This is a genomic window from Neorhizobium sp. USDA 3394 (assembly GCF_056280385.1).
Window position 1 is genome coordinate 347,529 of sequence record NZ_JBWCDU010000001.1, and the last position, 26,230, is coordinate 373,758.

Consider the following 26,230-nt stretch of genomic DNA (forward strand, 5'->3'; position numbering starts at 1 on the left):
ATGAAAATCGTCACACGTAAAATGAAAGACTTCAGCGGTATGGATACCAACGAAAATACCCTGGATACCTCGCGGCAGGAAAATGTCGGCCGCATACTCGATGCGGCGGAGCGGCTGTTCAAGCACTACGGCTACACCAAGACCAACGTGGCGGATATCGCGCGCGATCTCGGCATGTCGCCCGCCAATATCTACCGTTTCTTCTCGTCCAAGGCCGACATCCAGCAGGCCCTGGCTCAGCGCATGCTCGACGGCAGCTACCACGCCGCACTCGCCAATGCGAAGCGGCCGGTGAGCGCCACCGAACGGCTGCGTCATCACATATTGCAGCAGCACCGGATCACGCTCGAAACCATGCTCGACGAGAAGAAGGTGCATGAGATGGTGGTGATCGCCATCGAGCAGCAGTGGCCGGTTATCGAGCTGCACCTCGAACGCATCCGCCTCGTGATTGCAGACCTTATCAAGGAAGGCATCGAAGCCGGGGAATTCCGTGAGCAGGATCCTCATCTCGCAGCCGAATGCTTCATGTCGTCCATGGTCATCCTCTGCCATCCGCAACTGGTTGCGGATTGTCTCCTGGAAACCAGGATCGGCAAGCCCGAGGACCTAGTGGAATTCGGCCTCAGGGCCCTCAGATAATTCGCTTGAAATAGTTCCAGGGCGCCAAAGGGCGTCTTGATCGAAAACCCGCCATCAGGAGTGCGGACCCATGTCTTTCTTAAAGACCAGACGCAATGTTTCATTTCTTTTCAAAGGCCTTGTCGTGGCAGCCGCGTTCGGCGCGCTGACGGCCTGCTCGGAAGAGAAAAAAGCCGAAGCCCCGGAAGTTGTCCGCCCCGTCAAGGTGACCGAGGTTGCCGCCGCCGATAATGGCCGCAGGCTTCAATATTCCGGCTCCGTCAAGGCGCGCACCGAGATGAACCTCGGGTTCCGCGTCGCCGGCAAGATCACCGAACGGCTCGTCGACGTCGGCGAGCGCGTTCGGCCCGGCGATGTTCTCGCAAAGCTCGACGCCGTCGATTACCGGTTGGCGGTACGCCGCGCCGAGGCAGATCTCGCCTCCGCACAGAAGCAGGTGGAAATCTCCGGCCTCGCCCGTCGCCGGGCCGAGACGCTTGTCGAGAAGAGCATTTCCTCGCAATCGCAGCTCGAACAGGCGCAGCTCGCCAACGACCAGGCCGTTTCGCAAAGGGAATCGGCCCAGTCGGCGCTCGACCAGGCCCGCAACCAGGTCGCATATACGGAATTGAAGTCGGACCAGAACGGCATCGTCACCACGGTCAGCGCCGATATCGGCCAGGTGGTTGCGTCCGGCACGCCGGTCCTCTCCGTCGCCGTCGAGGGCAGCAAGGAAGTGCAGATCGCCGTTCCGGAAATGGACGTCGCTCACTTCAAGCCGGGCAAGACGGTGAAGGCCCGGTTCTGGTCGGCCGCCGATCTGGTACTTGACGGCAAGGTCCGCGAAGTGGCCGGCAGCGCCGATGCGCAATCGCGCACTTTTGCGGTTCGCGTCAGCCTGCCAAACGACCCGCGGGTCCTGCTCGGCATGACCGCGACGATCGAGGCGGACGAAGACAATGCCGTCGCCACCTATGCCATTCCGCTTGCGGCGCTTTCCAAGAAGGACGGCCAGTCCGTCGTCTGGATCGTCGACCGCGGCAAGGGCACCGTCAACTCGCGCGCCGTCAAGGTCGCGGACTTCTCGGATGACGGCGTTCGCGTTGCCGAGGGCCTCGCCAAAGGCGACCTCGTCGTCTCGGCTGGCACCCAGTTCATGAAAGAAGACATGAAGGTCAAGCTGCCGGAAACCGTCGCCTCGCGCTTCGGCAGCGTCAGCGGCCTTACCACCGCATCGCTCGCGCCCTGATCGCCCCGGCTTAAAGGACCTAAGACCATGAGTTCCTCTCATCAGGCCAATCCCCCGGAAAAGGCCCGGTTCAACCTTTCCCGCTGGGCGATCGCCCATCCGAGCATCGCTCGCTTCCTCTTCGGTCTCATCATCGTCATGGGCGCGCTTGGCGTCATGAACATGGGCCAGAAGGAAGACCCGGACTTCACCTTCCGCGTCATGGTGGTGCAGACCGTCTGGCCCGGCGCCTCCATCCAGGAGATGCAGGACCAGGTGGTCAACAAGATCGAGCGCAAGCTGCAGGAAACCCCGCATCTCGACTGGGTCAAGTCCTATACCCGTGCCGGCGTGGCGATCACCACGGTACAGATCAAGGGCGACACCAATACCGCCGAGGTCAACGACGCGTTCTACCAGGTCCGCAAGAAGATCGGGGACATCACCCAGGATCTGCCGGCCGGTCTGCTCGGTCCTTATTTCAACGACGAGTTCGGCGATACATACATCACCCTCAATTCGATCAGCGGCGAAGGCTACAGCTATCCTGAACTGAAAGAGTTCGCGATCCAGGCCCGCGACATGCTGCTCGCTACGCCCGGCGTCGAAAAGGCTGTCATTCTCGGCGACCAGCCGCAGAAGATCTTCATCGACGTGTCGTCCAAGGCGCTTGCCGAGCGCGGCCTCACCGTCCTCAACATCCGCGATGCGCTTTCCGGCCAGAACAATATCGATCCCGCCGGCAGCGTTCAGACCGCCGAGCGCTCGGTACGGATCGCGGTCGAAGGCGGCGTCACGACGCCCGAGGATATCCGCGAGCTGCGCCTTCGCGCCGGCGACCAGGTGATCCGGCTCGGCGATGTCGCCACCGTCACCGACGGCCTCGAAACCCCCTATCAGCGCAAGTTCCGCTTCAATGGTCACGACAGCGTTCAGGTCGGCGTCGTCATGGCGCCCGGGTTCAAGGTCACCGATGTCGGCCATGAGGTCGAAGCGACCTATGAGCGCTTCGAACAGACGCTGCCGGTCGGCGTGTCCGTCGAGCAGGTCTCCAACCAGCCGGAAGTCGTCACCGAAGCGGTCGGCGAGTTCACCCAGGCCCTGCTGGAAGCTCTCGTCATCGTTCTCATCGTCTCGCTGATCTCGATCGGCTGGCGTTCGGGCATCGTCATCGCCATCACCATTCCGCTGGTTCTGTCAGCCACGTTCGCGATCATGTTCTACCTGGGCATCGAGCTGCAGCGCATCTCTCTCGGTGCTCTGATCATCGCGCTCGGCCTGCTCGTCGACGATGCGATGATCGTCGTCGAGATGATGGAACGGAAGCTGGAGGAGGGGCTTGCTCGCCTCGATGCCGCCACCTTCGCCTATTCATCCACCGCCTTCCCGATGCTGACCGGCACATTGATCACCACTGCCGGCTTCATCCCGGTCGGGTTCGCCGATTCCACCGCCGGCGAATACGTGCGCTCGCTGTTTTACGTGGTGGGCATCGCGCTCGTCGCGTCGTGGTTCGTAGCCGTCTATTTTACCCCGTGGCTCGGCTACATGATCCTCAAGCAGCGAGCGCACGTTGGCAATCATCACGATGCCTATGACACGCGCATGTACCGGGGCGTCCGGCATGCGGTCGGCTGGTCCGTGCGTCACAAGGCGATCGTGCTGCTTCTCACTCTCGGCGCCTTCGCCGGCAGCCTGTGGTCGTTCCAGTTCATCCCGCAGAGCTTCTTCCCGCAGTCATCGAGGCCGGAAATCCTGGTCGATCTGTGGCTGCCGGAAGGTACGGCGATCGAGGAGGTCGAACGCCAGGCGAAGTCTCTCGAAGACAAGATCCTGCCGGACACCGACAAGACCTTCGTCGCCACCTATATCGGCGAGGGCGCGCCGCGCTTCTTCCTGCCGCTCGACCAGCAGCTCCGCAACCCGAACTACGCGCAGCTCCTGATCATGTCGAAGGACGTCGACGCCCGCGAGCGTCTGATCGTCAAGCTCAGGGATATCCTCGCCAAGGACTTTCCGACTGTGCGCGGCAAGGTTGACCGCCTGTTCCTCGGCCCGCCGGTCGGCTGGCCGGTCCAGATGCGCATCACCGGTCCGGACCCGTCGGAAGTCCGTCGCATCGCCGACCAGGTCAAGGAACGTTACCAGCAGCAGCCGCTGTTCGGCGCGATCCATGACGACTGGATGGAACCGGTGACGGCCATGAAACTGGTCATCGACCAGGACCGTGCCCGGGCGCTGGGCGTCACCTCGCAGCGTGTCCGCCAGATGCTGCAGGCCGCTACCGCCGGTGCGCCGATCAGCGACTTCCGCGATGGCGAAGAAACCGTCTCGATCGTCGTTCGCGAGCCGGATGCCACCCGCAACCTGCTCTCGGCCGTCCAGTCGGTCTATGTGCCGACGGATTTCGGCGGCTTCGTCCCGGTCTCGCAGATTGCCAAGGTCGTGCCGGTTCTCGAACAGGGCATCGAATGGCGCCGTGATCGCCTGCCGACGATCACCGTCAAGGCAACGCTCCCGGATGGTGTCGAACCGACCCAGGTATCGATGAACCTCTACAGCAGCATGGCCGACCTGCGCGCCAACCTGCCGGCCGGTTACAAGGTCGAGATCCAGGGCGGTGCGGAAGATGCAGCCGAAAGCCAGAACTCGATCGCCGCCAAGGCGCCGATCATGCTGCTGGTCATCCTCGTGCTGCTGATGATCCAGCTGCAGCATTTCGGCAAGGCGATGCTGGTGCTGGCGACCGGCCCGCTCGGTATCATCGGCGCTGCCATGGCGCTGCTCATGACCGGCGCGCCGTTCGGCTTCGTGGCGATCCTCGGCGTCATCGCGCTGCTCGGCATCATCATCCGCAACTCGATCATCCTGGTCGACCAGATCGACCAGGACATCGCGGCGGGCATGGAGCGGATGGAGGCGATCGTCGGCGCGGCCGTACGCCGTTTCCGGCCGATCATGCTGACGGCGCTGACAGCCGTGCTGGCGCTGTACCCGATCTCGCGCGGCGTGTTCTGGGGGCCGCTCGCCTACGCAATGATGGGCGGCATCCTGGTCGCAACGGTGCTGACGATCCTCGTCCTGCCGGCCGCCTACGCCCTCTTCTTCGGCCGCGAGCCCAAGAAGAACAAGGCCGACCGGTCGCCCGCCAATCAGGGCGACCTTTTCGACAGCCGTGACGACCTGCCTATGGCAGCGGAGTAACGGCGAGCGCCTTCCTCGGGAGCCTGGTAATTCCTGAGGAAGGCGTCCTGGTTGGCCTTGACGGACTGGAAGATATAGTCCCTGACCATCCGCACCCGGGGGATCTGGCTCAGGTCACGATGGCACATCAGCCAGTAGCCGCGTCTCAGTTCCACCTCGTCCGGCAGCACGATTTCGAGATCCTGCCGCGTGCGGGTGATGAAATTCGGCAGCACGCAAAGTCCGAGACCGTTCAGCGTCGCGGTCAGCTGCGCAAAGATGCTCGAGCTCTGGAAACGCGCCTTGATGCCCGGGTGGACGTCGCCAAGATAGTCGAGTCCGGGCGCGAAGATCATGTCCTCGATATAACCGATGAAGGGGTGTGACAGCAGATCCTCCCGGCTGCGGATCGGACCGGCCTTGGCCAGGTAGGATTTCGATCCGTAGACGTTGAGACTGTAGTCGGTGAGCTTTTCCGTCAGATAAGGCCCTTCCTTCGGCGGATCGAGCGAGACGGCGATATCCGCCTCCTTGCGCGACAGCGACATGATCTGCTGGATCGTCACCAGTTCCAGCGAGATGTTCGGATGGCTGTCGCAGAAGCTGCGGATCTTGTCGGCGAAGAAGAAATTCGCAAACCCTTCCGGCGTACTTAAGCGAACCACGCCGCGCTGGGCCGTGGTGCCGGCGGCGACATCCGCCTGCAGCCGGTCGGCCTCGGTCTCGATCCGCTCCGCCGTCTCGACGAAGCGCTGGCCCATGCCGGTCAGGACATACCCACGCGGGTTGCGTTCGAACAGTTTGACCTTGAGGGCGAATTCCAGCCGGTCGATGCGCCGGGACACGGTCGCGTGGCTCGTGCGCAATTGACGTGCCGCGGTGGACAGCTGTCCACTGCGGGCCACGGCCAGGAAATATTGCAGATCGTCCCAGGTGAAGTTCTGATTGTTGGTCAATGCGGTCCTGTCTGTTCAAAAATGCACAGATGCTGTTTGCAATTAATTACAGCGGCCTGCTTGCGTCAACGGCCGTTTTCCTGAACCATGCAATCTGGAGCAGCCGATTTGAGGAGAACGGCTCACCAATTTTGAACAGACCCTTCAAATTTTCTGGGCCTATTCTCTGGGAGGAGAAATTATGCGCAAGACAATTATGACGTCACTAGTGACGTCCCTGGCCGTCGTTCTCGCAAGCAGCGCGGCATTCGCGCAGAGTGCGTCCGACAACAAGGTCAAGATCGGCATCCTGAACGACCAGTCGGGCGTCTATTCCGAGTTCGGCGGCAAGTCGTCGGTCGAGGCGGCCAAGATGGCGGTCGAGGATTTCGGCGGCAAGGTTCTTGGGGCCTCCATCGAGATCGTCGATGCCGACCACCAGAACAAGGCGGACATCGCCTCCAACATCGCCCGCCAGTGGTACGATACCCAGCAGGTCGACGCGATCATGGAGCTGACGACCTCGTCCGTGGCGCTCGCCGTGCAGGCGATCGGCAAGGAAAAGAAGAAGATCGACATCGTCACGGGCGCGGCGACCACCGATCTGACCGGCAAGGCCTGCAGCCCCTACGGCTTCCACTGGGCCTATGACACCCATGCGCTCGCGGTCGGCACCGGCGGCGCGCTCGTCAAACAGGGCGGCGACAGCTGGTTCTTCCTCACCGCCGACTACGCCTTCGGTTATTCGCTCGAGCAGCAGACCGGCGATTTCGTGAAGTCTTCCGGCGGCAAGATCGTCGGCGCGGTCCGCCATCCGCTCGCCACCACCGATTTCTCGTCCTTCCTGCTGCAGGCCCAGTCCTCCGGCGCCAAGGTCATCGGCCTTGCCAATGCCGGCCTCGACACGTCCAACGCCATCAAGCAGGCGGCGGAATTCGGCATCACCGCCGGCGGCCAGCGGCTCGCGGCACTGCTCTTCACGCTCGCCGAAGTGCACGGCCTTGGCCTGCAGGCGGCCCAGGGCCTGACCCTGACCGAGGGTTACTACTGGAACCTCGACGACAAGAGCCGCGAATTTGCGAAAAAGTTCTTCGCCCGCACCAAGAAGATGCCGAACATGGTCCATAGCGGTACCTATTCGGCGGTCACCCAGTATCTGAAGGCGATCCAGAAGGCCGGCACCGACGATGCGGATGCCGTCTCCAAGGCGCTGCACGAAATGCCGGTCGACGATTTCTTCGCCCGCGGCGGCACGGTCGCCAAGAACGGCCGGATGATCCACGACATGTATCTGCTGCAGGTCAAGAAGCCGGGCGAAAGCAAGGAGCCCTGGGATTATTTCACCGTACTCGCCACCATTCCGGGCAAGGACGCCTATATGGATCCCGCCAAGAGCGGCTGCGATCTGGTGAAGTAATGGCGGTCACTGCCACAGCAAAACAAGAAGAGCCGCGGGTGGTTTTGTCCGCCCGCGGCCTCTCGAAAAGCTTCGGTGCCTTCATGGCGGTGAAGCAGGTCGATCTCGACGTCCACCACGCGCGCGTCCATGCGCTGATCGGCCCGAACGGCGCGGGCAAGACGACCGTCTTCAACCTGCTCACCAAGTTCCTGCAGCCGACGGCGGGTTCGATCACGCTTCTGGGTACGGATATCACCAAAACTCCGCCGGACAGGATCGCCCGCATGGGGCTGGTCCGCTCCTTCCAGATTTCGGCGGTCTTTCCGCATCTGACGGTGCTCGACAACGTGCGCGTCGCACTGCAGCGGACGAACGGGCTTTCGACGCAGTTCTGGCTGCCGGTCTCTTCGCTCGATCGGCTGAATGCGCGGGCCGACGAACTGATCGAGTCGGTCGGCCTGAAGCGCGAGCGCAATGCGCTCGCCGCCGACCTTTCCTATGGCCGCAAGCGCGTGCTGGAGATCGCCACGACACTGGCGCTCGATCCCAAGGTACTGCTGCTCGACGAGCCGATGGCCGGCATGGGCCAGGAGGATATCGGCACCGTTTCCAACATCATTCGCGAGGTCGCAAAGACCCGCGCAGTGCTGATGGTCGAGCACAATCTCTCCGTCGTCGCCGACATCTGCCACCATGTGACGGTGCTCCAGCGCGGCGAAATCCTCGCCGAGGGCGATTATGCCACCGTCAGCCAGGACCCGCGCGTCCGCACCGCCTATATGGGCACGGAGGAGGCTTGATGGCACCGCTCTTGCAAGTTTCCAATCTCAATGCCTGGTACGGCGAAAGCCATGTCCTGCACGGCGTCGACATGACGGTCGGCGAGGGCGAGACGATCACCATTCTCGGTCGCAACGGCGTCGGCAAGACAACGACGCTTAGAACCATCGTTGGCATCATCCGCGAACGGAAAGGTGAAATCCGTTTCGCGGGCAAGGACATGCTCGGCGTGCCGCTGCATCGCACGGCGCATAACGGGATCGGCTTCGTGCCGGAAGAGCGCGGCATCTTCTCGACGCTAACGGTCGAGGAAAACCTGATGCTGCCGCCGGTCGTGGCCGAGGGCGGCATGTCGCTCGAGGAGATCTACGAACTCTTCCCCAACCTTCAGGAGCGCCGCTCCAGCCCCGGCACCAAGCTTTCCGGGGGCGAGCAGCAGATGCTGGCGATCGCCCGCATCCTGCGCACCGGTGTCAAGCTTTTGATATTGGACGAGCCGACCGAAGGCCTGGCGCCGGTCATCGTGCAGCGGATCGGCGAGGTGCTGAAGACGCTGAAGGAACGAGGGATGACGGTGCTTCTGGTGGAGCAGAATTTCCGCTTCGCGAGCCGCGTCGCCGACCGGTTCTACCTGATGGATCACGGGAGGATGGTCGCGGATTTCCCGGTGGCCGAGCTGCCGGGCAAGATGGACATGCTGCACAAAGTGTTGGGGGTGTAAGTCCGATGAAGGTTGGAAATTGCGCTTCTGTCGGGAAATTAACGCTGCTGGATGTGGATGAAGCCGGGGCGGCATACCGTTCTCCCCCCTTGAGGGGGAGATGCCCGGCAGGGCAGAGGGGGGTGCTGCGGCATACTCTTCGACAATTGAATTCGCGGCGCCACCCCCCTCTGTCACCTCTGGTGACATCTCCCCCTCAAGGGGGGAGATCAGGCGGCGCTTGCCGTGCCCTCAGGAGCCCAGCACGATGACGATGATCTTCGGCATACCGCTTCAGGCTTTTCTCGGGCAGCTCCTGATCGGCCTGATCAACGGGTCCTTCTACGCACTCCTGAGCCTCGGCCTTGCGGTCATCTTCGGCCTTCTGCGTGTCATCAACTTTGCCCATGGCGCGCAGTACATGCTCGGCGCCTTTGCGGCGATGCTGATGCTGGAGTATTTCGGCATCAACTACTGGGTCGCGCTCGTCCTCGGGCCGATCGTCGTCGGCCTGTTCGGAGCCGTCATCGAACGGACCATGCTGTCGCGGCTCTACGATCTCGATCCGCTCTACGGCCTGCTCTTCACGTTCGGCCTGGCGCTGACCATCGAGGGCACGTTCCGCTATCTCTACGGCGCGGCTGGCCAACCCTATTCGGTGCCGGCGCAGCTTGCCGGGGGCACCAATCTCGGTTTCATGTTCCTGCCGATCTATCGCGGCTGGGTGGTTGTAGTGTCGCTGGTCGCCTGCATCGGCACATGGCTGCTGATCGAGAAGACCAAACTCGGCGCCTATCTTCGTGCCGCGACCGAAAATCCGGTGCTCGTGCAGGCTTTCGGCGTCAACGTGCCGGTGCTCCTGACGCTCACCTACGGGCTCGGTGCGGCGCTCGCCGCCTTTGCCGGCGTGCTGGCGGCGCCGATCTACCAGGTCTCGCCGCTGATGGGCTCGAACATCATCATCGTCGTTTTCGCGGTGGTCGTGGTCGGCGGCATGGGCTCGATCATGGGTGCCATCGTCACCGGCTACATGCTCGGTATTGCAGAGGGCCTCACCAAGGTGTTCTATCCGGAAGCGTCCAACATCGTGATCTTCGTAATCATGGCAATCGTGCTTCTACTCCGGCCAGCCGGCCTTTTCGGACGGGATGCGTGAGATGAGCGAGATGACCCAAACCGCTGCCAAGCCACATATCGAGCGCTCGGCCACCGCGTCCAGGACCTACACGATCTTCGTGATCATAGGCCTCGCGGTTCTGATCCTGGCGCCGATGTTCTTCTACCCGATCTTCCTGATGAAGCTCTTGTGCTTCGCGCTGTTTGCATGCGCCTTCAACCTGCTGCTCGGTTATACGGGCCTCCTGTCCTTCGGTCACGCGACCTTCTTCGGCGGTGCGGCCTATTTCACCGCCCATGTGGTGAAGGAATGGGGCTTTCCGCCGGAACTCGGCATCCTGACCGGCGTCGTCGGCGCAGCATTGCTCGGCCTGGTCATGGGGTTCTTCGCGATCCGCCGGCAGGGCATCTATTTCGCGATGATCACGCTCGCCTTGTCGCAGATGTTCTTCTTCTTCTGCCTGCAGGCGGAGTTCACCCAGGGCGAGGACGGCATCCAGTCGGTGCCGCGCGGCCATCTGTTCGGTTTCATCGACCTCAACATCTCGACCAACATGTACTATTTCGTGCTGGCCGTGTTCCTGATCGGCATGGTGATCATCTGGCGGTTCATCAACTCGCCCTTCGGCATGATCCTCCGGTCGATCCGGGAGAACGAGCCACGGGCCATCTCGCTCGGTTACTCCGTCGCCCGCTACAAGCTCGGCGCCTTCGTGATGTCGGCGGCCTTAGCAGGCCTTGCGGGCGGGCTGAAGGCGCTGGTCTTCCAGTTCGCGACGCTAACAGATGTCGCCTGGCAGATGTCCGGCGAAGTGATCCTGATGACGCTGCTCGGCGGCATCGGCACGCTGATCGGGCCGATCTTCGGGGCGGGCCTGGTGGTCACGCTGCAGAACTATCTGGCGACCTCTCAATTCCCGGTGACGATCGTCACCGGCGTGATCTTCATGGTCTGCGTCCTCATTTTCCGACGGGGCATTATAGGGGAATTCTACGCCTCGCGGCTCGGCCGGAAGCTCGGTTTCGAGCATAGACGATAAGATAGAGGGAGGGCGCAGGGATGCGGCTTGCGGGCTTGGTTCGCGGGGCGCTTGTCCCTGGGGCATGAGCATGGAAAATTACGACTACATCGTCATCGGGGCGGGCAGCGCCGGCTGCGTATTGGCCAATCGGCTGTCGAAGGACCCGGGCAACCGGGTGCTGATCCTCGAAGCGGGCGGCAATGACAATTATCATTGGGTGCATATTCCCGTCGGTTACCTCTACTGCATCAACAATCCGCGCACCGACTGGTGTTTTACCACCGAGAAGGAAGACGGGCTGAACGGCCGTTCGCTCTCCTATCCGCGTGGAAAGATCCTCGGCGGCTGCTCGTCGATCAACGGCATGATCTACATGCGCGGCCAGGCTTACGATTATGACATGTGGCGGCAGATGGGTTGCATCGGCTGGGGCTGGGATGACGTGCTGCCGATCTTCAAGAAAAGCCAGGATTTCTACAAGGGCGCCGACGAGATGCACGGCGCCGGCGGCGAATGGCGCATCGAAAAGCAGCGTCTTCGCTGGGCGGTGCTCGACAGTTTCCAGAAGGCGGCGGAAGAGGCCGGCATACCGATCGTCGACGACTTCAATCGCGGCAGCAACGAGGGTTCGAGTTATTTCGACGTCAACCAGCGCTCCGGCATCCGCTGGAACACGTCCAAGGCCTTCCTGCGCCCGGCGATGAAGCGGCCGAACCTGACCGTGCTGACCAAGGCCCATGTTCGAAAGCTGATCGTCGAGAACGGCGAGGTGAAGGGCGTAGAGTTCCAGCATGATGGGGTGGCGAAGAAGGCCTATGCGAAACGCGAAACCGTGCTCAGCGCCGGCGCGATCGGCACGCCGCATATCCTCGAACTCTCCGGCATCGGTCGCGGCGACGTGCTCGCCAATGCCGGTGTCGAGGTGGTCAAGGAGGTCAAGGCTGTCGGCGAGAACCTGCAAGACCATCTGCAGCTCCGCCTCGTCTACAAGGTGACCGGCGTTCCGACCCTCAATGAAAAGGCGTCGAGCCTGATCGGCAAGGCCTCGATCGGGCTGGAATACGCCTTCCGGCGCTCGGGGCCGATGTCGATGGCGCCGAGCCAGCTCGGTATATTTACCAGATCCGGTCCCGACAAGGAGACGCCGGACCTCGAATATCACGTCCAGCCGGTGTCGCTCGACAAGTTTGGCGAACCGGTCCACTCGTTCCCGGCAATGACTGCGAGCGTGTGCAATCTTCGTCCCGAGAGCCGCGGGTCCGTGCATCTGAAAAGCCCGGATTTCGCCGCGGCGCCGGGCATCCATCCGAATTACCTGTCGACCGCCGGCGACCGTGACGTTGCCGTCAAGTCGATCCGCATTACCCGCGAGATCGTCAAAAAACCGGCATTTGCGCGCTATCATCCTGAAGAATACAGGCCCGGCCCCTCGTACGAGACCGACGCCGATCTCGAAAGGGCGGCCGGCGATATCGGTACGACGATCTTCCATCCGGTCGGCACCGCGAGGATGGGGTCCGATCCGGACAGCGTCGTCGATCCCCGCCTGAAAATGCGCGCAGTCGGAAGGCTGCGTATCGCCGATGCCTCGATCATGCCCAATATAGTCTCCGGCAACACCAACTCGCCGACGATCATGATCGCCGAAAAGGCGGCCGAGATGATCCTGGCGGACAATCGCTAGACCGGAGAAACGCATGTCCGACACACTTGCCCAGAGCGACGAAGTCCTCATCGACCGCATCGGTTCGGCCGCCGTCATCCGGCTTAACCGGCCGAGGGCGCTGAACAGCCTGAACTTCGCCATGGTGCGGGCGATGAAGCAGGCGCTGGAGCAGTTTGCACACGATCCGGAAATCTCCTGTGTCATCCTGAAAGGCGAGGGAGAGCGCGGGCTTTGCGCCGGAGGAGATATCCGGGTCATCTACGAGAGCGGCAAGTCGGACGATCCCGACGTTACCCGATTCTGGCGCGAGGAGTTTCCCGTCAACTACATGATCTCCCGCTACGAAAAGCCTTATGTGGCGCTGATGGACGGTATCGTCATGGGTGGCGGCGTCGGCGTCGCCTCGCACGGAAAACACCGGATCGTCACGGAACGCACCCGTCTTGCCATGCCCGAGACCGGCATCGGCTATGTCCCGGATGTCGGCGCCACCTGGCTGCTTCCCCGCGCGCCCGGCGAAACCGGCACCTGGATCGGGTTGACGGGCGAGGTCATCGGCGCGGCGGATGCCATCTACGCCGATCTTGCCGATGTGAACGTGCCTTCGGAGCGGCTCGGCCCGCTTGTCGAGGCGCTGGGGGAACTCAAAGGCGGCGCGTCAGACGAGCAGGTGAGGGCGGTGGTCGATCGTTTCGCCGTTGCGCCGGGAGAAAGCCAGCTCGAAGCCCATCGTGACCTGGTCGACCGGGTTTTCCGCGTCGATACCGTCGAGGAGATTGTGGAAGCCCTGAATAGAGAGGATGATGAATTCTCCATCAGGACGCGTGACATCATCGCCAGGCGCTCGCCGACCAGCCTCAAGCTCGCGCTTCGGCTTATCAGGCGCGGCCGCGAAAGTTCGAGCCTTGTCGAATGCCTGGAGCGGGAATTCACCGCGGGGGCCGAAATCCTGCGCAACCACGATTTCTACGAGGGCGTGCGCGCGGCGATCATCGACAAGGACCGCAGTCCGAAATGGTCTCCGGCAACGCTGGAGGAGGTCAGTGACACGGATCTCGACCGCTATTTCGCTGTGCGGCATCCGGTGCTGTTTCCGGATCACAGGCTTTAAAACAACAACGACGACGGGAGGAAGACATGAGCAAGATCGCTTTCGTTGGCCTTGGCAATATGGGCGGGCCGATGGCCGCCAATCTTGTGAAAGCTGGTCATGAGGTGCGCGGTTTCGACCTGTCGGAAGCGTCGGTGAAGGCCGCCGCCGAGACGGGCGTGAAGGCTGCCGGCACCCTGGCGGAGGCGGTGAGCGATGCGGAATGCGTCATCACCATGCTGCCGAAGGGGCCGCACGTCACGGCGGTGTGGGCGGATCTCACAACCCTCATCCCCGAGGGTACCCTGGTCATCGACTGCTCGACCATCGACGTGGAAAGTGCCCGCAAGGCACATGAACTGGCTGATGTCATGAACTGCATTTCGCTCGATGCACCCGTCTCAGGGGGGACCGGCGGAGCGGCGGCCGGCACGCTCACCTTCATGGTCGGCGGCTCGGAAAAGGCGTTCGCCTTGGGCAAGCCGATCCTCGAGGCGATGGGAAGGAAGATCGTCTATTGCGGCAATGCCGGCGCCGGCCAGGCGGCGAAGATTTGCAACAACATGATATTGGGCATCTCGATGATCGGCGTCTGCGAGGCGTTCGGCCTGGCGGAGAAGCTCGGCCTTTCGCATCAGGCGCTGTTCGACGTCGCCTCCACCTCGTCAGGCCAGTGCTGGTCGCTCACTACCTATTGCCCTGTACCGGGTCCGGTGCCGACCTCGCCGGCGAATAACGACTACAGGCCGGGCTTTGCCGCGGCGCTAATGCTGAAGGACCTGACGCTGTCGCAGGAGGCCGCAAGACAGTCTGGCGCGGCCACGCCGCTTGGTGCCCACGCGGCAGAGCTCTATGCCGAGTTTGAAAGGGCGGGGCACGGCGCGGACGATTTCTCCGCCATCATCCAGATGCTGCGCGAAAAGGCGGGCGGGACGAGCTAGGCCGATTGATCAGGCCGGCGACGTTTGTTTCCTTTGCGCAAAGGGAGTAAATTCCCTTCCTCTGGCCAGTCGGTTCAGGGCTTGTGATGGAGGCAGACATGGGACGCCAATACATCGATTGCCGCGAATTTCCGAGCGAGATGAAATGCACCGTTGCGATCGCGGCGGACAATGTGGATGAACTCGTCAACGCAGCCGTGCAGCATGCCATTTCAGTGCATGGTCACCAGGACACTCCTGAATTCCGCACGGAGATCAGGAAGGCCATCCACGAGATGGATGTCCCGCGCGCCGTCGCCTGACGATGCCGCGACAGGGCTTTACCGACGCTCCCCGGTGCTGCCTCTTTCCATGAAGCGGCACCGGTCTGGATGACGCGCGAAAAGCTCCGCCGTTTATGGCGGATAATGGACAAAAATTCTAACGTCGTAACGAAGGAAAGTCCGCGGTTCCTCGCCGTTTGCTGGGCGTACCGGTAGTTTCACCGGCACAATCCAACACCGGAGACTTGCATGAACCGCCTCCTGATCCTCGGCACCGCACTTGTTGCTCCCCTGGCCGCGCTTTTTGTTAGCCCCGCGCTGGCCCAGTCTCCGACGAAGCTGCTCAACGCCTCCTACGACGTTTCGCGCGAACTGTTCGTCGCCGAGAACGAGGCCTTCATCAAGAGCCATCCGGGCGTTACCATCGACCAGTCACATGCCGGTACCTCGAAGCAGGCCCGTTCGATCGCCGAAGGCCTCGAAGCCGATGTCGTGACCTTCAACCAGTCGACGGACATCGATTTCCTTGCCAAACAAGGCTTCGTGGCCAAGGACTGGACCAAGGCATTCCCGAACAATGCCTCGCCCTTCTATTCCTTCCCGTCCTTCCTGGTGCGCGCCGGCAATCCGAAGAACATCAAGGACTGGGGCGATCTTGCCCGCGCCGACGTGCATGCCGTCTTCCCGAACCCGAAGACTTCGGGCAATGCGCGTTACACCTATCTCGCGGCATACGCCTGGGCCAAGGAAGCCTATAAGGGCGACGCGGAGAAGATCGAAGCCTATATCACCAAAATCTTCGACAACGTCCCGGTCTTCGATACGGGCGGCCGCGCCTCCACCACCACTTTCGTCGAGCGCGAGACCGGTGACGTGCTGATCACCTTCGAGGCCGAAACCCGCGGCATCGCCAAGCAGTATGGCGCTTCCAAGGTCGAGAGCGTCATCCCGTCGGTCAGCCTGCTCGCGGAATTCCCGGTCGCTGTGGTCGACAAGGTTGCCAAGAAGCATGGCACCGAAGCCCTCGCAAAGTCCTATCTCGACTTCCTCTACACGGAAGAGGGCCAGCGGATCGCTGCCCAGTTCGGCCATCGCGTCCAGAACGAAAAGGTCGCCGGCGAGTTCAAGGACCAGTTCCCGGCGATCCGCCTCGTCAAGGTCGATGACGTCTTCGGCGGCTGGGACAAGATCCAGAAGGACCACTTCGCCTCCGGCGGCACTCTCGACAAGCTCTACGGCAGCCGCTAAGCGCAGATCGGACTTCAACCAAGCCTCGCCCGGCGAACGAAAGTTCGCCGGGCTTTGCCGTGCAAAGAGGAAACGATCGCTTGAGACGCAATGTCCTGCCCGGGTTACGCCTGTCGCTGGGGGTGACGCTGTTTTATGTCGGGCTGATCGTGGTCCTGCCTCTGGCAGCTCTGGTCTTCAAGGCCGCGAGCCTTGGCCCGGAGGACTATTGGCGGATCATCTCCTCTTCCCGGGCGCTCGCGAGCTACCGCGTCACCGTGCTTTCGGCGCTCGGCGCCACTGTCTTCAACCTGTTCTTCGGCCTGGCGCTTGCCTGGGTGCTGACACGCTATCGGTTCCCGGGCTGGCGGATCGTCGATGCCATGGTCGATCTGCCCTTCGCGTTGCCGACGGCGGTGGCGGGCATTGCCCTGACGGCGCTTTTCACCACCAACGGCTGGTTCGGTTCCATCCTCGCCGACCTCGGCATCAAGGTCGCCTACACGCCGCTCGGCATCATGATCGCGATGTGCTTTACCTCGTTGCCGTTCATCGTGCGCACCGTGCAGCCGGTGCTGGAGGATCTGGATCCGGCGCTGGAAGAGGCGGCGCAGTCGCTTGGCGGCTCGGACTGGCAGATTTTCCGCAAGGTCATCCTGCCGCTTCTGACCCCGGCGCTGCTCGCCGGCGTGTCCCTGTCCTTCGCCCGTTCGCTGGGTGAGTTCGGTGCGATCATCTTCATCGCCGGCAACCAGCCGATGTCGACGGAGATCACCGCACTTCTCGTCTTCATCCGGCTGGAGGAATACGACTATCAGGCCGCCGCCGCCATCGCCTCGGTGCTGCTGATCGCGGCCTTCGTCATGCTTGCGCTCACCAACTGGATGCAGTCGCGGGCGCTTCGTTACACGGTGAAAGGGTGACCATGAGCGCGACCCGTACAGGCAGAAAGCCGCCCCGCGTCGGCGACCAGCCGCTCTTCCGTCGGATGCTGATCGGCGTCGTCCTGGTGATCGTCGCCTTGCTGATCGTAGCGCCGCTGGTCGTCATCGGCGTCCAGGCCTTTTCGAAGGGGTGGGCTGTCTACCGCGACACGATCACCCATCCCGACACCCTGCATGCGATCGGGCTCACGGTGTTTGCGGCGATCATCGCCGTGCCGGTCAACACCGCTTTCGGTATCGCTGCCGCGTGGTCGATCACCAAGTTCGATTTCTGGGGCAGGCGTTTTCTGCTGGTCGTCATCGAGATCCCGTTCTCGGTCTCGCCGATCGTCGCGGGTGTCGCCTATCTCTTCGTCTACGGCCTGCAGGGCGTCTTCGGTCCGACGCTGGACGAGTACGGCATCAAGATCCTGTTTGCGATCCCCGGCATCATCCTCGCCTCTATGTTCGTGACCGCGCCGTTCGTGGCGCGCGAACTGATCCCGCTGATGCAGGCGCAGGGCCGGGATCTTGAGGAAGCTGCCACCTCGCTCGGCGCGTCCGGCTGGCGGACCTTCTTCTCGGTGACGCTGCCGAACATCAAATGGGCGCTGCTTTACGGCGTCGTTCTCTGCAACGCCCGCGTCATGGGCGAGTTCGGCGCGGTCTCGGTCGTCTCGGGCAATATCCGCGGCCAGACCAATACGCTGCCGCTGCATATCGAGCTGCTCTATCACGACTACCAGGCGGCCGGCGCCTTTGCCGCCGCCTCGATCCTCGCGCTCATCGCCGTCTTCACCATCATCGCCAAGGTGGCGCTGGAGCGCCAGGGAGCCGGCCGCGTCCGTCGCCCGGCTCTCGTCGCCAATCCCGCGGAGAAAACCCAATGAAAATCCGCCTCGAAAACGTCGTCAAGACCTTCGAAACCTTTCGCGCCGTGCGGGATGTCTCGCTCACGATCGAAAGCGGCGAACTCGTCGCGCTGCTTGGCCCTTCGGGTTCGGGCAAGACGACCATCCTGCGGATGGTCGCCGGCCTCGAATATGCCGATGGCGGCCATATCTATTTTGGCGACCAGGATGCCACCGACATTCCGGTACGCGACCGCGGCGTCGGTTTCGTCTTCCAGCATTACGCCCTGTTTCCGCATATGACGGTGGCGGAAAACATCGCCTTCGGCATGAAGGTCTCGAAAGTGAAGCGCGAGAAGGTGGCGATCGAGGCGCGCGTCGTAGAACTCTTGAGATTGGTGCGCCTCGAAGGCCTGGGCGACCGGTTCCCGGCACAGATTTCGGGCGGCCAGCGGCAGCGCGTGGCGCTGGCCCGGGCGCTGTCGGTCGATCCCAAGGTGCTGCTGCTCGACGAACCCTTCGGCGCGCTCGATGCCAATGTACGCCACGACCTGCGCCGCTGGCTGCGCGAGATCCACCGAGAGCTCGGTATCACCACCATCTTCGTCACCCACGATCAGGAAGAGGCGCTGGATCTCGCCGACCGCGTCGTCATCCTCAAGGACGGCCACATCATCCAGCAAGGCACGGCGGAAGAAGTCTGCCGCAATCCGCAATCCGCCTTCGTGATGAAGTTCCTCGGCGACGCCAACGTGCTCGCCGCGGAAGTGCGCGACGGCAAGGCCTATGCAAGCGGTGCGGCGATCGACGTTTCCGGCATGGCGGACGGCAAGGCGGAACTCTATGCCCGCCCCGCCGATCTCGACTGGTCCGCGCAGGGGCCGGGCATCCCGGCCAGCATCACCCGCGTCCTCGATCGCCCGGACGGCCGACGGGTGCTGGCGACTGCCGAGACCGGCGAACAGCTGGAATTCGACGTCGAGCCGGAACGCGCACTGAAGGCCGGCGAAGGTGGTTTCGTGACCCTGCGCAGGGCGAAGGTGTTTGCGCTGGGGTGATGGGGGTTTTTGACAAGCAGTAGATTTTGGCGGCATACGTCTGCGCCGGCACGCCCCCTCATCCGACCCTTCGGGCCACCTTCTCCCCGCTGGGGAGAAGAGGGTTATGAGGCACTGTCTCCGCTCCTTCTCTACCGAAGAGGGAAAAGGCGCCGGCGCCCCGTTTATCCTCTCCCCTCGGGGAGAGGTCCGCCGAGCGAAGCGGAGGCGGGGTGAGGGGGCGCCGCCCGTAAACTTGGCCGAAAAAGCTCAAGCCAGAAGCTCGAACGCACCCTCCGCCAACACCTCGCCGTTGACGATTAGTTCGACCGGATGCCGGCCGGCATAATGCACGCGGGTGGTGAAGTCGCGGATGGCGCGGCTGATCGAGAGTTCGCAGCTTTCGCCCGCACCGAGCGTGACCTCCTTCCACTTGAAGACCTTCTTGGACGTGCCGCCGGCCTTCTTCACGTAGTGGACCGCGTAGTCGATGACCAGCTTCTGCGGCGCCGACGCGATCGACGCGAGCTTGGCCGATATTTTCACCGCGCCCCCGAGTTTCAGGGATGACGGCGTCACCGTAAAACTCTCGATCTTCACCTCCGCCTTGTGGCCCGCGCCGAAGAAATGGAGGGCCCGGGTATCACCCTTCTTGATCAGCGTGCGCAGCGCCTGTTTCACGATCCAGGCGGTACGAGGGTCGTCCTTCGGCCATTCGGCGATCCTGTCGAAAACCCAGGCCGGGTGGTCCTTGGTAATGTCGTTCAGATGGTTGGCGACGGATTTGCGCACATAAAGGCTCGTGTCGCTCTTGAGGTTTTCGAGGATCGGCGCAACGGGCGAGGGGTCGGCAATCAGGTCTTTGAGCTGGAACGACCAAGGCAGGCGCGGCCGGCAGCCTTCGCTCGAAAGCCGGCGCACATGATCGTTGTCGTCCCGCGACCAGCGCTCCATCACCTTCAGCGTCCGGGCGAGGTCCTTCAGGAGGAAATGACGCACGGCAAATTCCGATGACCCGAAGCGGGTAAAGAAGGCGAGCGCATCCATCGACAGGTCGAAATGGTCATGGCCGTGGAGCGCCACATATTCCGGGAGAACAATGGAGGCGAAGCCGTGGTTGATGCGCGGCGCGAGTGCCCGCAGGATGTCGATATTCTTTTCGAACCCGCCGGGCAGGACCGCGTGGTAGGCGACTGCGATCTGACGCAGGCGCTGCATGATGCTCAGATCGTCGAGACCTGCAGACGTGAGCGTTAGAAAGCGCTCCCCGTCGAAGCCGGGATAGATGGCCTTGGTCTCGACGGCGAAATTCCGAAGGCGATCACGGTTGAAGATTTCTTTCAGGAGCGGGGTTGCTTCAGTCTCGGCCATGGCGCTTCATCCGATGTTCACTGTTTGTTTTGGTATTTGACTCGAACGATGCGGGCAAGGGCAAAAGAAAACGCCGGCCGGTGCAGAGGCACCGACCGGCGTCGAAACACATCAGAAAGCCCTTGTATCAGCTCATCTGGCTGACGAAGCGGGTTTCGAGATAGGCTTCGGTGGCTTCCGAGCCGCCTTCCGTGCCGTAGCCAGAGTCCTTGATGCCGCCGAACGGCACTTCCGGCAGGGCCAGACCGTTGTGGTTGATGGTCAGCATGCCGGCTTCCACCTGGCGGCTGAGCGCATGGGCGGTCTTGACCGAGCCGGTGAAGGCGTAGGAGGCGAGGCCGAAGGGCAGGCGGTTGGCTTCGGCAATCGCGTCGTCATAGTGCGAGAAGCGGTTGATGATAGCGACCGGGCCGAAGGGCTCGTCGTTCATGATCTTGGCCGATGTCGGGACCTCGGCAAGAACGGTCGGCTCGAAGAAGTGGCCCTTGTTACCGATGCGGTGGCCGCCGGTCTTCAGCTCGCCGCCATGGGTGATGGCGTCCTGGATAAGCGCTTCCATGGCCGGGATGCGGCGCTCGTTGGCGAGCGGTCCCATGCCGACACCCTCTTCCAGGCCGTTGCCGACCTTGATCGCCTGTGCCGCCTTGACGAAGCCGGCGGTGAACCTGTCGGCGATGCCGTCCTGCACGAGGAAGCGGGTGGGCGCGACGCAGACCTGGCCTGCATTGCGGAACTTCGACATGGCGGTCACTTCGATCGCCTTTTCGAGATCGGCGTCGTCGAAGATCATCACCGGCGCATGGCCGCCGAGTTCCATCGTGGCGCGCTTCATGTGCTTGCCGGCGAGGGCCGCCAGATGCTTGCCGACCGGGGTGGAGCCGGTGAACGAGATCTTGCGGATGACCGGATGCGGGATCAGGTATTCGGAAATCTCGGCCGGAATGCCGTAGACGAGGTTGATAACGCCTGCCGGCACGCCGGCATCGATGAAGGCGCGGATCAGTTCGGCCGGCGAAGCGGGCGTTTCTTCAGGCGCCTTGACGATGATCGAGCAACCGGTCGCAACGGCTGCGGAGAGCTTGCGGACCACCTGGTTGAGCGGGAAATTCCAGGGCGTGAAGGCGGCGACCGGGCCGACCGGCAGCTTGATCGCCATCTGCGAGACGCCGCTCATGCGGGCCGGAATGATCTGGCCATAGGTGCGGCGGGCTTCTTCGGCGAACCAGTCGATCGTGTCGGCGGCGCCCATGACTTCCATCTTCGACTGGGCGAGCGGCTTGCCCTGTTCGCGGGTCATGTAATAGGCGATCTGATCTACGCGCTGGCGCAGCAGGTCGGCGGCCTTGCGCATCAGCTTCGAGCGGTCGAAGGGCGAGGTGTCGCGCCAGATCCTGAAACCCTTTTCGGCGGCTTCCAGCGCCAGATCCAGGTCCGCCTTGCGGGCATGGGCGATCTTCCCGATCACTTCTTCCGTCGCGGGATCGGAAACATCGATGGTTTCGCCGCCGATGGCATCGCGCCATTCGCCGTTGATGAAAAGCTTGACGTCGGGATAGCTGTGCATGGTGTCCACTTTCATTTCAAGGCTGGATACGCCGTTTTTGGGGGGCGTTGGGAGAGGGTGCGGGAATATTGGGTTCTGACCTAAAATAATTGACAGCAACAATCAACGTTCATTGGCAATGTCCAAAAGGTGCTGAGTGAAATCCGGGCTTCGGTCTTCCTAAAGATAGGGTGGCGTGCAGGCACTTACCACCTCGCAGCGCTCGGTTCCGACGTTACGATATCGGTGCGGCTGACGGCTGTCGAAGAGGAAGGCATCGCCCTTTTTAAGGATGCGGGTCTGGCTGCCGACGGTCAGTTCCAGTTCTCCGGCGATGACCACTCCGCCTTCTTCCGCTTCGTGCTGCAGCATGGTCTCGCCGGTATCGGCGCCTGGCTCGTAGAATTCGTGGAAAATCTGGACGCTGTGGGATTTGGCGTCGCCGACCTGCAGCAGCGTCAATGCGCCGGTCGAAAGCGGCGTCAGTTCATCGGCGCGGTAGAACACCTGGTCGACCGGGGGCAGCGTCAGCGCGAAGAAGTCGGTCAGCGGATAGTTGATTGCTTCGAGGATCTTCTTCAGCGAGGCGACCGAAGGGCTCACCTTGTTCTTCTCGATCAATGAGACGAGGGAATGGGTGACGCCCGCCTTGACCGCCAGCGCCCGCTGCGACAGGCCGTGCTGCTTGCGCACCAGACAAAGACGTTCGCCGACATTGAAACCGCCATCGGCCCCTTCCGCCGCATTTTCCATGGCGTGCATTCTTCAAAACGACCTTTGCTCATTTTCTCGCCGCCCGATCGCGGCGGCGCATCACTGATACACCGAAGGCGGGAATTTCTCCAATGACGAAAAACGGCGCGGTTGGTGAAGGGACCTGAGTTTTTTCGGCTGGATGTCGGATTACCGAAAGTACGTGCGTCTTTAAGATATGGTCGTCGCCGACGACCGGGCAACCAGGATAAAAAGGGAGAAATGCAATGGCGAAGAACACGATCTGCCTATGGTTCGACAAGGATGCCGAGGAGGCTGCCCGCTTCTATGCCGAGACTTTTCCGGACAGCAAGGTCGGCGCCGCAATGCGCGCGCCCGCGGATTACCCGGACGGCAAGCAGGGAGATGTGCTCGTGGTGGAATTTACCGTTGCCGGCGTGGCATGCATCGGCCTGAACGGCGGCCCGATCTTCAAGCACAACGAAGCCTTTTCCTTCCAGATCTCGACTGAAGACCAGGAAGAGACCGATCGGTATTGGAACGCCATCGTCGGCAACGGCGGGCAGGAAAGCGAATGCGGTTGGTGCAAGGATAGATGGGGTATTTCCTGGCAGATCACGCCGCGCGTGCTCACGGAGGCCCTTGCTGTCGGCGGCGCCGAGGCGAAGCGCGCCTTTGATGCGATGATGAAGATGCAGAAGATCGACGTCGCGGCGATCGAGGCTGCCCGGCGGGGTTAGGGAGAAAATCGATGGACAAGAAAGCGAGTGACGGCCGCACGGCGGTCGAACGGAGATCCGAGCGCGAACTCGTCGTGACGCGCACCTTCAACGCCCCGGTTCGCCTCGTGTTCGATGCGTGGACCAAGCCGGAATTGTTCAAGCAGTGGTGGGCACCGAAATCCAGCGGCGTTCCGCTTCTTGCCTGCGAGATGGATGCGCGCACCGGAGGCGGCTATAGCGTCACGTTCGGACATGACGCCTCCAGCTCGATGACCTTCTTCGGCAAATATCTCGAAGTGTCGCCGCCTTCGCGCCTCGTCTGGACGAATGACGAAAGCGAAGACGGTTCCGTCACGACGGTCACCTTCGAGGAGGAGGAAGGCGGTAAGACGCTGCTGGTCCTGCATGAACTTTATCCTTCCAAGGAAGCGGCCGACGAATCTTGTGCCGGCATGGAAGGCGCGATGCCCGAACAGTTAGGGCAGCTGGATGAATTTCTCATCACCCTGGGTGCAAGCGCCTAACCCCACGATCGCTGTTTGGCCGAAACGGGGAATAAGAAGGCCCGGCGCGCTGGAAGGCGGCCGGGCCGGTTTGCCGAAAAGGCGAAACGCTCTCTTAGAAAAACGCCTGAATACCCGTCTGCGCGCGGCCCAGGATCAGCGCGTGGACGTCGTGCGTGCCCTCGTAGGTGTTGACCGTTTCGAGGTTCTGCGAATGGCGCATGACGTGATACTCGATCTGGATGCCGTTGCCGCCGTGCATGTCGCGGGCCTGGCGGGCGATATCGAGCGCCTTGCCGCAATTGTTGCGCTTGACGATCGAGATCATTTCCGGCGCCATCTTGTGCTGGTCCATCAACTGGCCGACGCGCAGCGAAGCCTGCAGGCCGAGGGTGATTTCCGTCTGCATGTCGGCGAGCTTCTTCTGGTAGAGCTGCATGCCGGCGAGCGGCTTGCCGAACTGCTTGCGGTCGAGGCCGTACTGGCGGGCGCGGAACCAGCAGTCTTCCGCCGCCCCCATGACGCCCCAGGAAATACCGTAGCGGGCGCGGTTGAGGCAGCCGAAGGGACCCTTGAGGCCCGAAACGTTCGGCAGGATCGCATCCTCGCCGACTTCGACGCTGTCCATGACGATCTCGCCGGTGATCGAGGCGCGGAGCGACAGTTTTCCGCCGATCTTCGGGGCGGAAAGGCCCTTCATGCCCTTTTCGAGCACGAAGCCGCGGATCTCGTTGTTATGGGCTTCCGACTTCGCCCAGACGACGAAAACGTCGGCGATCGGCGCGTTGGAAATCCACATCTTCGAGCCGCGCAGGCGGTAACCGCCCTCGATCTTTTCGGCGCGGGTCTTCATGCCGCCCGGATCGGAGCCGGCATCCGGCTCGGTCAGGCCGAAACAGCCGATCAGCTCGCCGGAGACGAGGCCCGGCAGGTACTTCTTCTTCTGCTCGTCGGAGCCGTAGGCGAAGATCGGGTAGATGACCAGCGAGGACTGCACGCTCATCATCGAGCGGTAACCGCTGTCGATACGTTCGATCTCGCGGGCGACGAGGCCGTAGGCGACGTAGGAAGCGTTTGCGGCGCCGTATTCCTCCGGCAGCGTCACGCCGAGCAGGCCGGTCTGGCCCATCAGCTTGAACAGGCCCTTGTCCGTCGTCTCGTCGAGATAGGCCTCATTGACGCGCGGCATCAGTTCGGACTTGGCGAAGGCGGCCGCCGCATCGCGGATCATCCGCTCCTCTTCGGTCAGCTGGTCTTCGAGAAGAAAGGGATCGTTCCAGGAAAAAGCCACGGGTCTCGCCTCCGGTTTGAAATCGGGCAATTTGAAGTTTGAAGAATTATCGCCAGCTGGCGCTCGAGAGCAAGCACCGTTTACTCATCCGGTCATGATCTATAGTAATAGGCCATGGTCAGCCTCTCGCGAAAACTGCTTCCCTCCACCTCGGCGCTCGCCGCCTTCGATTCCGTCGCGCGGCTCGGCAGCTTTTCGGCTGCGGCGGAAGAGCTGTCATTGACGCAAGGGGCGATCAGTCGGCAGGTTTCCGGCCTCGAGGAACAGCTGGGGATCCAGCTTTTCGACCGCAGCAGCCGCGGCGTCAGCCTCACCTCGGCGGGCGCGGAATACGCCAAGGTCGTGGCGAACGCACTGTCGCAGATCCGATCCGCTTCATTGCAGGTCATGACCAAACGGCATAGCGATCAGCTGAACCTCGCGATCCTGCCGACTTTCGGTACCCGCTGGCTGATGCCGCGCATCCCGCAATTCGTCGCGAGGCACCCGGAGATCACGCTCAATTTCGCCACCCGCATCGGCGTCTTCGATTTCGATCGCGACGGCATCGACATGGCGATCCATATCGGCCAGCCGGACTGGCCGGGGGCGGAATGCACCTTCCTGATGGAGGAAATGGTGGCGCCGGTCTCATCGCCGGCATTCCTCGCCTCGCATCCGATCCGCAAGGGCGAGGACCTGTTGCGCCTGCCGCTGCTGCACATGGCCTCTCGGCCAGGCGCATGGAACCACTGGTTCGAGAGCCTCGGGATTGCCGGCACATCATCGCAGGGCATGCGCTTCGAACAGTTCGGCAGCGTGGCCCAGGCCTGTATCGCGGGGCTCGGCGTGGCGTTGATGCCGCTCTTCCTGATCGACTCGGAGCTTGCAGCCGGGCAGCTCGTCGAGGTTTTTCCGCATCAGGTGCGCAGCACCAGCGCCTATTATGCGGTGGCGCCGCTCAGCAAGGCGGATTTCCGGCCGGTCGTCGCGTTTCGGGCGTGGCTGATCGAGGAGGTCGGGCGATATCGGGAAGAGGTGGTTGGGTGGTAGGCTGTGCGTGGAGCCCCGCCCCCTTGTGGGGAGGGGTTGGGGAGGGGCCTTCGCTCCGCATTTAGACCCCTC

General features: G+C 62.4%; 24 protein-coding genes. 19 read left to right on the forward strand and 5 right to left on the reverse strand.

What is annotated here, in order from left to right; all coding sequences use genetic code 11:
- Positions 1–39 precede the first annotated feature (39 nt).
- The 3 genes from ACZ9EJ_RS01415 (at position 40) to ACZ9EJ_RS01425 (ending at position 5,053) form a co-directional block, all read left to right on the forward strand.
- Positions 40–642 (forward strand): TetR/AcrR family transcriptional regulator, encoded by a 603-nt coding sequence (locus tag ACZ9EJ_RS01415; protein WP_046629293.1) that lies wholly within the window; start codon positions 40–42, stop codon positions 640–642.
- 70 nt (positions 643–712) lie between these two features.
- Positions 713–1,870 (forward strand): efflux RND transporter periplasmic adaptor subunit, encoded by a 1,158-nt coding sequence (locus tag ACZ9EJ_RS01420; RefSeq protein ID WP_046639451.1) that lies wholly within the window; start codon positions 713–715, stop codon positions 1,868–1,870.
- Between the two features lie 27 nt (positions 1,871–1,897).
- Complete coding sequence (locus ACZ9EJ_RS01425) at positions 1,898–5,053, forward strand: efflux RND transporter permease subunit (protein ID WP_046628891.1); 3,156 nt, start codon at positions 1,898–1,900, stop codon at positions 5,051–5,053.
- On the opposite strand, the gene ACZ9EJ_RS01430 is transcribed toward ACZ9EJ_RS01425, so the two are convergent.
- On the reverse strand, positions 5,002–5,988 hold the full coding sequence (locus ACZ9EJ_RS01430; protein WP_046639452.1) for a LysR family transcriptional regulator: 987 nt from the start codon (positions 5,986–5,988) through the stop codon (positions 5,002–5,004). The two genes, ACZ9EJ_RS01425 and ACZ9EJ_RS01430, sit on opposite strands and share 52 nt — an antisense overlap.
- A gap of 196 nt (positions 5,989–6,184) precedes the next feature.
- Here ACZ9EJ_RS01430 and ACZ9EJ_RS01435 point away from each other — a divergent pair, with 196 nt between their 5' ends.
- The 13 genes from ACZ9EJ_RS01435 (at position 6,185) to ACZ9EJ_RS01495 (ending at position 19,003) form a co-directional block, all read left to right on the forward strand.
- Positions 6,185–7,384 carry an ABC transporter substrate-binding protein gene (locus tag ACZ9EJ_RS01435; protein WP_370649703.1) on the forward strand — a complete coding sequence of 400 codons (1,200 nt, stop codon included), beginning with the start codon at positions 6,185–6,187 and terminating at the stop codon, positions 7,382–7,384.
- The gene (locus tag ACZ9EJ_RS01440; protein ID WP_046628897.1) at positions 7,384–8,166 is read left to right on the forward strand and encodes an ABC transporter ATP-binding protein; all 783 of its coding nucleotides are present in this window, start codon (positions 7,384–7,386) and stop codon (positions 8,164–8,166) included. The genes ACZ9EJ_RS01435 and ACZ9EJ_RS01440 overlap by 1 nt, the downstream gene beginning before the upstream one ends.
- Positions 8,166–8,867: an ABC transporter ATP-binding protein gene (locus ACZ9EJ_RS01445; RefSeq protein ID WP_046628899.1), complete on the forward strand. Its 702-nt coding sequence runs from the start codon at positions 8,166–8,168 to the stop codon at positions 8,865–8,867. The genes ACZ9EJ_RS01440 and ACZ9EJ_RS01445 overlap by 1 nt, the downstream gene beginning before the upstream one ends.
- Positions 8,868–9,114: 247 nt before the next feature.
- Positions 9,115–10,002 carry a branched-chain amino acid ABC transporter permease gene (locus ACZ9EJ_RS01450; RefSeq protein ID WP_046628901.1) on the forward strand — a complete coding sequence of 296 codons (888 nt, stop codon included), beginning with the start codon at positions 9,115–9,117 and terminating at the stop codon, positions 10,000–10,002.
- A gap of 1 nt (position 10,003) precedes the next feature.
- Complete coding sequence (locus ACZ9EJ_RS01455; RefSeq protein WP_046639454.1) at positions 10,004–11,002, forward strand: branched-chain amino acid ABC transporter permease; 999 nt, start codon at positions 10,004–10,006, stop codon at positions 11,000–11,002.
- Between the two features lie 70 nt (positions 11,003–11,072).
- Positions 11,073–12,668 carry a GMC family oxidoreductase gene (locus ACZ9EJ_RS01460; protein WP_046639587.1) on the forward strand — a complete coding sequence of 532 codons (1,596 nt, stop codon included), beginning with the start codon at positions 11,073–11,075 and terminating at the stop codon, positions 12,666–12,668.
- A 13-nt stretch (positions 12,669–12,681) separates the two neighbouring features.
- The gene (locus ACZ9EJ_RS01465) at positions 12,682–13,761 is read left to right on the forward strand and encodes an enoyl-CoA hydratase/isomerase family protein (protein WP_046639455.1); all 1,080 of its coding nucleotides are present in this window, start codon (positions 12,682–12,684) and stop codon (positions 13,759–13,761) included.
- A gap of 26 nt (positions 13,762–13,787) precedes the next feature.
- Positions 13,788–14,681, forward strand: a complete 894-nt coding sequence (mmsB, locus tag ACZ9EJ_RS01470) for a 3-hydroxyisobutyrate dehydrogenase (protein ID WP_046639456.1) — start codon at positions 13,788–13,790, stop codon at positions 14,679–14,681.
- Positions 14,682–14,779: 98 nt separating this feature from the next.
- Positions 14,780–14,983: a DUF1059 domain-containing protein gene (locus ACZ9EJ_RS01475; RefSeq protein WP_037077586.1), complete on the forward strand. Its 204-nt coding sequence runs from the start codon at positions 14,780–14,782 to the stop codon at positions 14,981–14,983.
- Between the two features lie 210 nt (positions 14,984–15,193).
- Positions 15,194–16,192: a sulfate ABC transporter substrate-binding protein gene (locus ACZ9EJ_RS01480; protein WP_046628910.1), complete on the forward strand. Its 999-nt coding sequence runs from the start codon at positions 15,194–15,196 to the stop codon at positions 16,190–16,192.
- 80 nt (positions 16,193–16,272) lie between these two features.
- Positions 16,273–17,094, forward strand: a complete 822-nt coding sequence (cysT, locus tag ACZ9EJ_RS01485) for a sulfate ABC transporter permease subunit CysT (protein WP_046639457.1) — start codon at positions 16,273–16,275, stop codon at positions 17,092–17,094.
- Positions 17,095–17,096: 2 nt separating this feature from the next.
- Complete coding sequence (gene cysW / locus ACZ9EJ_RS01490) at positions 17,097–17,984, forward strand: sulfate ABC transporter permease subunit CysW (RefSeq protein ID WP_046639458.1); 888 nt, start codon at positions 17,097–17,099, stop codon at positions 17,982–17,984.
- Positions 17,981–19,003, forward strand: coding sequence for a sulfate/molybdate ABC transporter ATP-binding protein (locus ACZ9EJ_RS01495; protein WP_046639459.1), 1,023 nt, complete (start codon positions 17,981–17,983; stop codon positions 19,001–19,003). Before cysW ends, ACZ9EJ_RS01495 begins: the two co-directional genes overlap by 4 nt.
- Before the next feature lie 249 nt (positions 19,004–19,252).
- Here ACZ9EJ_RS01495 and ACZ9EJ_RS01500 read toward each other — a convergent pair whose 3' ends face one another.
- The 3 genes from ACZ9EJ_RS01500 to ACZ9EJ_RS01510 form a co-directional block, all read right to left on the reverse strand.
- Positions 19,253–20,353, reverse strand: coding sequence for a DNA alkylation repair protein (locus ACZ9EJ_RS01500; protein ID WP_046639460.1), 1,101 nt, complete (start codon positions 20,351–20,353; stop codon positions 19,253–19,255).
- A 127-nt stretch (positions 20,354–20,480) separates the two neighbouring features.
- Complete coding sequence (locus ACZ9EJ_RS01505) at positions 20,481–21,917, reverse strand: NAD-dependent succinate-semialdehyde dehydrogenase (RefSeq protein WP_046639461.1); 1,437 nt, start codon at positions 21,915–21,917, stop codon at positions 20,481–20,483.
- A gap of 159 nt (positions 21,918–22,076) precedes the next feature.
- On the reverse strand, positions 22,077–22,658 hold the full coding sequence (locus tag ACZ9EJ_RS01510) for a cupin domain-containing protein (protein WP_046639462.1): 582 nt from the start codon (positions 22,656–22,658) through the stop codon (positions 22,077–22,079).
- Between the two features lie 218 nt (positions 22,659–22,876).
- On the opposite strand from ACZ9EJ_RS01510, the gene ACZ9EJ_RS01515 reads away from it, so the two are divergent.
- Both ACZ9EJ_RS01515 and ACZ9EJ_RS01520 read left to right on the forward strand, forming a co-directional pair.
- Complete coding sequence (locus ACZ9EJ_RS01515; RefSeq protein WP_046628929.1) at positions 22,877–23,350, forward strand: VOC family protein; 474 nt, start codon at positions 22,877–22,879, stop codon at positions 23,348–23,350.
- 11 nt (positions 23,351–23,361) lie between these two features.
- Positions 23,362–23,856, forward strand: coding sequence for an SRPBCC family protein (locus ACZ9EJ_RS01520; RefSeq protein ID WP_046639463.1), 495 nt, complete (start codon positions 23,362–23,364; stop codon positions 23,854–23,856).
- A gap of 94 nt (positions 23,857–23,950) precedes the next feature.
- Here ACZ9EJ_RS01520 and ACZ9EJ_RS01525 read toward each other — a convergent pair whose 3' ends face one another.
- Positions 23,951–25,126, reverse strand: coding sequence for an acyl-CoA dehydrogenase (locus ACZ9EJ_RS01525; protein ID WP_046639464.1), 1,176 nt, complete (start codon positions 25,124–25,126; stop codon positions 23,951–23,953).
- 114 nt (positions 25,127–25,240) lie between these two features.
- Between ACZ9EJ_RS01525 and ACZ9EJ_RS01530 the strand changes: the two genes are divergently transcribed.
- Entirely contained in the window at positions 25,241–26,158 is a 918-nt protein-coding gene (locus ACZ9EJ_RS01530) for a LysR family transcriptional regulator (protein WP_046639465.1), read from the forward strand.
- The last annotated feature ends 72 nt before the right edge of the window (positions 26,159–26,230 follow it).

Bases quoted from the DNA above. Each gene is read 5' to 3' on its own strand.
- ACZ9EJ_RS01415 (WP_046629293.1), top strand. From the start codon at position 40: ATGGATACCAACGAAAATACCCTGGATACCTCGCGGCAGGAAAATGTC.
- ACZ9EJ_RS01420 (WP_046639451.1), top strand. From the start codon at position 713: ATGTCTTTCTTAAAGACCAGACGCAATGTTTCATTTCTTTTCAAAGGC.
- ACZ9EJ_RS01425 (WP_046628891.1), top strand. From the start codon at position 1,898: ATGAGTTCCTCTCATCAGGCCAATCCCCCGGAAAAGGCCCGGTTCAAC.
- ACZ9EJ_RS01435 (WP_370649703.1), top strand. From the start codon at position 6,185: ATGACGTCACTAGTGACGTCCCTGGCCGTCGTTCTCGCAAGCAGCGCG.
- ACZ9EJ_RS01440 (WP_046628897.1), top strand. From the start codon at position 7,384: ATGGCGGTCACTGCCACAGCAAAACAAGAAGAGCCGCGGGTGGTTTTG.
- ACZ9EJ_RS01445 (WP_046628899.1), top strand. From the start codon at position 8,166: ATGGCACCGCTCTTGCAAGTTTCCAATCTCAATGCCTGGTACGGCGAA.
- ACZ9EJ_RS01450 (WP_046628901.1), top strand. From the start codon at position 9,115: ATGACGATGATCTTCGGCATACCGCTTCAGGCTTTTCTCGGGCAGCTC.
- ACZ9EJ_RS01455 (WP_046639454.1), top strand. From the start codon at position 10,004: ATGAGCGAGATGACCCAAACCGCTGCCAAGCCACATATCGAGCGCTCG.
- ACZ9EJ_RS01460 (WP_046639587.1), top strand. From the start codon at position 11,073: ATGGAAAATTACGACTACATCGTCATCGGGGCGGGCAGCGCCGGCTGC.
- ACZ9EJ_RS01465 (WP_046639455.1), top strand. From the start codon at position 12,682: ATGTCCGACACACTTGCCCAGAGCGACGAAGTCCTCATCGACCGCATC.
- mmsB (WP_046639456.1), top strand. From the start codon at position 13,788: ATGAGCAAGATCGCTTTCGTTGGCCTTGGCAATATGGGCGGGCCGATG.
- ACZ9EJ_RS01475 (WP_037077586.1), top strand. From the start codon at position 14,780: ATGGGACGCCAATACATCGATTGCCGCGAATTTCCGAGCGAGATGAAA.
- ACZ9EJ_RS01480 (WP_046628910.1), top strand. From the start codon at position 15,194: ATGAACCGCCTCCTGATCCTCGGCACCGCACTTGTTGCTCCCCTGGCC.
- cysW (WP_046639458.1), top strand. From the start codon at position 17,097: ATGAGCGCGACCCGTACAGGCAGAAAGCCGCCCCGCGTCGGCGACCAG.
- ACZ9EJ_RS01495 (WP_046639459.1), top strand. From the start codon at position 17,981: ATGAAAATCCGCCTCGAAAACGTCGTCAAGACCTTCGAAACCTTTCGC.
- ACZ9EJ_RS01500 (WP_046639460.1), bottom strand. From the start codon at position 20,353: ATGGCCGAGACTGAAGCAACCCCGCTCCTGAAAGAAATCTTCAACCGT.
- ACZ9EJ_RS01505 (WP_046639461.1), bottom strand. From the start codon at position 21,917: ATGCACAGCTATCCCGACGTCAAGCTTTTCATCAACGGCGAATGGCGC.
- ACZ9EJ_RS01510 (WP_046639462.1), bottom strand. From the start codon at position 22,658: ATGCACGCCATGGAAAATGCGGCGGAAGGGGCCGATGGCGGTTTCAAT.
- ACZ9EJ_RS01515 (WP_046628929.1), top strand. From the start codon at position 22,877: ATGGCGAAGAACACGATCTGCCTATGGTTCGACAAGGATGCCGAGGAG.
- ACZ9EJ_RS01520 (WP_046639463.1), top strand. From the start codon at position 23,362: ATGGACAAGAAAGCGAGTGACGGCCGCACGGCGGTCGAACGGAGATCC.
- ACZ9EJ_RS01530 (WP_046639465.1), top strand. From the start codon at position 25,241: ATGGTCAGCCTCTCGCGAAAACTGCTTCCCTCCACCTCGGCGCTCGCC.